This window comes from Deltaproteobacteria bacterium (assembly GCA_016234845.1).
Lineage (GTDB): Bacteria > Desulfobacterota > Deferrimicrobia > Deferrimicrobiales > Deferrimicrobiaceae > JACRNP01.
The window spans coordinates 1-3,135 of sequence record JACRNP010000130.1 but is presented as its reverse complement, the minus strand read 5'-3'; the positions used below and the strand labels follow the sequence as shown (position 1 = coordinate 3,135).

Sequence of the window (3,135 nt, the reverse complement as noted above, 5' to 3'; positions counted from 1 at the left end):
TGACCAGCTCGAGGAACAGCTCCCGGGCGCGGGGGTTCCCGACGTGCATCCCGACCCAGTACTTGTTGTGGTTCTCGATCTCCAGCCCGGGGGACATCCCGTTCCAGAAGAACGCGTAGGGGGTGACGAACCGCATCTGGTCCCCCTTTTGCCCCTCGAACTTGATCACCTCCGCGCCGAACTCCGCGAGGTAGTCGCACGTCGCGGGCCCGAGGACCACCGAGCACACCTCGAGGACCCGGACCCCGGCAAGCGGTTCCGGCTTGTCGAACATCGCCGCCCTGTCGAACGGTTTCATGGAGTGGACTCCCCGGGGACCATTCGGGCCTTTCCGGGCCCTTACTTCGCCGGCGCGGGCGGGGAGTCGGCGACGACGCCCCGCTTGGAGAATTTCACGAGCTTCCCGGTGCTGTTCACGGAGATCGCCGTGAACGGGAGGCGGTCCTCCCGCTGGCTCCCCCGGAAGGTGGCCCCGTGGTTGTCGCTCTCCAGGAACACGCCGTCCAGTCCCGCGGCGAACACCTTTCCGCCCGCCTCCGCGAAGTCGGTGATCGACGATTTGAAATCGGATCTGGCCTCCCGCCACGTCCTGCCGTCGTCGGCGCTCCGGTAGATCGTCCCGCGCAACCCCCCCACCAGGATCGTGCCGTTGCTGAGGACGATCCCGGTCCAGAACGATCCCTTGTACCCGGTGTTGACGTACGTCCATTTCTCGCCGTCGTACGATTTCAGGATCATCCCCTGCTCCGCCGCGATGAACAGGGTCCCCATCCGGTTCGCGAAGATCTTGAGCAGGTTCCGGTCGGCCTTGCTCCCGCCGGGGGGGGGCGGAATCGCAACCGGCGTCCACGTCTTCCCCCCGTCGGCGGTGGCGATCATCAGGGACCAGAGCCCGACCGCGTACCCGCGCTGGCGGTCCCGGAACCAGACCGAAAAGAGCGGCTGGTCCACGGTCGTGTCGTGCCGCTGCAGCGTCCAGCTCTCGCCCGCGTCGTCGGTCCGCAGGACGACGCCCCACTGCCCCACCGCCCACCCGGTTTTCTCGTCGACGAAGAAGACCGCCGACAGGGTGGAGCGGACCGGCACCGACTTCGCCTGCCGGAAGTCGGCGCCGTCGGTGTCCGACAAAAGCACGACGCCGTGGTTTCCCACCGCGACGATCCGCTTTCCCGCGCGCGCCGCGGAGAGGATCATCGCCGTGGTCGCCGCGGTGGTGGCCTCCGCCGGTTGTATCTTCAGGGAGGAGGGCCGGGCCCCGTCGCCCGGGACGGGGGGAGGGTCCCCCTCCCGGGCGAAGGCCGGGCAGGCCAGGAACGCACAGAGAGCCAGGGCAAGAAGAACCCCGGATCGCCCGCCGTGAAAAACCGTTGTCCGCATGTCGGTCCTCTCCGTATCGCCTTTGGTCATTCCGCGCCGGGATGGGTCAGGATTTCGGAAACGTGCACGGGGCTCTTCCGCGGGATGATCCGGTCGAGGATCACGGCCACCGCCGGGAGCGCGGTCATCGCCATGACCAGGTTGACCAGGAACATGAACGCGAGGAGCTTCCCCATGTCCGCCTGGAACTTCAGCGAAAACGACCAGGTGACCACGCCGGCCGCCAGGGTGATCGCCGTGAAGATGGTCGCCATCGCCTCGAAGGCGAGCGCCTTCTCCATGGCCTCGTAGATGGTGGCCCCCTGGCCGAGGTGAAGCTGGAGCCGGTTGTAGATGTAGAAGGCGTAGTCCACGCCGATCCCCACCGCGAGGACCATCACGGGGAGGGTGGCCACCGTGAGCCCGATGTTCAGCTCCTTCATGAACCAGTACCCGATGAACGTCCCCACGGCCAGCGGCATGCAGCACGCGATCATCGCACGGACGTCCCGGTACGCCAGGAAGACCAGGACGAGGATCGCGGCGTACACGTACAGCATCATCGGCACCTCGCTCTTCTCCACCTCGTCGTTGATCGCCGCCTGCACGCCCGCGTTCCCCGCCGCCAGCCGCACCGTGACGTTGTCCTGGTGGTGGGTGTTGCGGAACTCCTTCGCCGCCAGGATGACGCGGTTGATCGTCACCGCCTTGTGGTCGGTCAGGTACATGTGCGCCGCCGTCATGCTGGCGTCCTTGTTCATGTACCCCCGAAGCCGCGCGATCTCGGCGTTCAGCCCCGCGGTGTTCCCGGGGTCGACCGGGATCACCGACATCTTCGGGTTCCCCTCGTTGTATCCCTCGTTGTAGAGGCGGAGCTGGTTGGAGTACGAGTCGACCGACATCACGCCCGGCACGTTCGACATCCTCCAGGTGAAGTCGTCCACGAACGCCCCGATCGCCGAGTTCCGGTCCGAGGCGGGAGGGGCCTCGAACACCACCGTCAGCCAGTCCAGCCCCATGTCGTACCCCTCGGAGATGGCGACCGCGTCCCGGTTGAACCGGGCGTCCGGCCGAAGCTCCGGCGCCCCGGGGAGGAGGGTCCCGATCACCCGCCCCTGGCTCTTCCACACCGACACCCCGAAGATCGCCGCCGTGACCAGAACGGTGATGACGGCGTTCCTCGGCTCGGCCACGCGGGCGATCACGTGAAGCCAGCGGGACCGCTCCTCCCGCTTGACCATCGCCCCGTCCGCGTACTCCTTCGTGAACGTGAACAGCGACGCGGCCACCGGGAGCATCACCAGGTTCGTCACGATCTTGTACCCCACCCCGATCGAGGCGGTGATCGCCAGCTCGCGGACCATCGGGATCGGGATCAGCACCAGCGTGATGAACGACACGATCGCCGTGATGAGGGCGAGCGTCCCCGGGATCAGAAGGCCCGAGAAGCTCTCCCGCGCCGCCTCCTCCGTGCTCTTCCCGTGGGCAAGACCCCGGACGATGAAATTGATCTGCTGGACGCCGTGCGATACGCCGATGGCGAAGACCAGGAAGGGGACCAGGACCGCCAGCGGGTCCAGGCCGTACCCGAGGATCCGAAGGGTGCCGAACTGCCAGACGAGTGAGGTGAGCGAGCAGGCGATCGGCAGGATCGTGAACCGCACCGAGCGGCAGTACCAGTGCACCGTCAGCCCGGTCAGCACCAGCGCGATCGCGCAGAACTCGAGGACCCCCGCGGCGCCGTCCGCGATGTCCCCGATCTGCTTGGCGAACCCGATG

General features: G+C 67.2%; 3 protein-coding genes. All 3 read right to left on the bottom strand.

Annotated features, from left to right (window positions below; genetic code table 11):
- The coding region (locus HZB86_09310; protein ID MBI5905729.1) for a CoA transferase at window positions 1-298 on the bottom strand (298 nt) is incomplete at its 3' end.
- Between the two features lie 41 nt (window positions 299-339).
- Window positions 340-1,377: a glycosyl hydrolase gene (locus tag HZB86_09305; GenBank protein ID MBI5905728.1), complete on the bottom strand. Its 1,038-nt coding sequence runs from the start codon at window positions 1,375-1,377 to the stop codon at window positions 340-342.
- 26 nt (window positions 1,378-1,403) lie between these two features.
- Window positions 1,404-3,135, bottom strand: a 1,732-nt coding sequence (locus HZB86_09300) for an MMPL family transporter (protein MBI5905727.1), incomplete at its 5' end; no start/stop codon positions are given.

What these genes read in the sequence shown, in the direction of transcription:
- HZB86_09305 (MBI5905728.1), bottom strand. Translation starts at nt 1,377, where the DNA reads ATGCGGACAACGGTTTTTCACGGCGGGCGATCCGGGGTTCTTCTTGCC.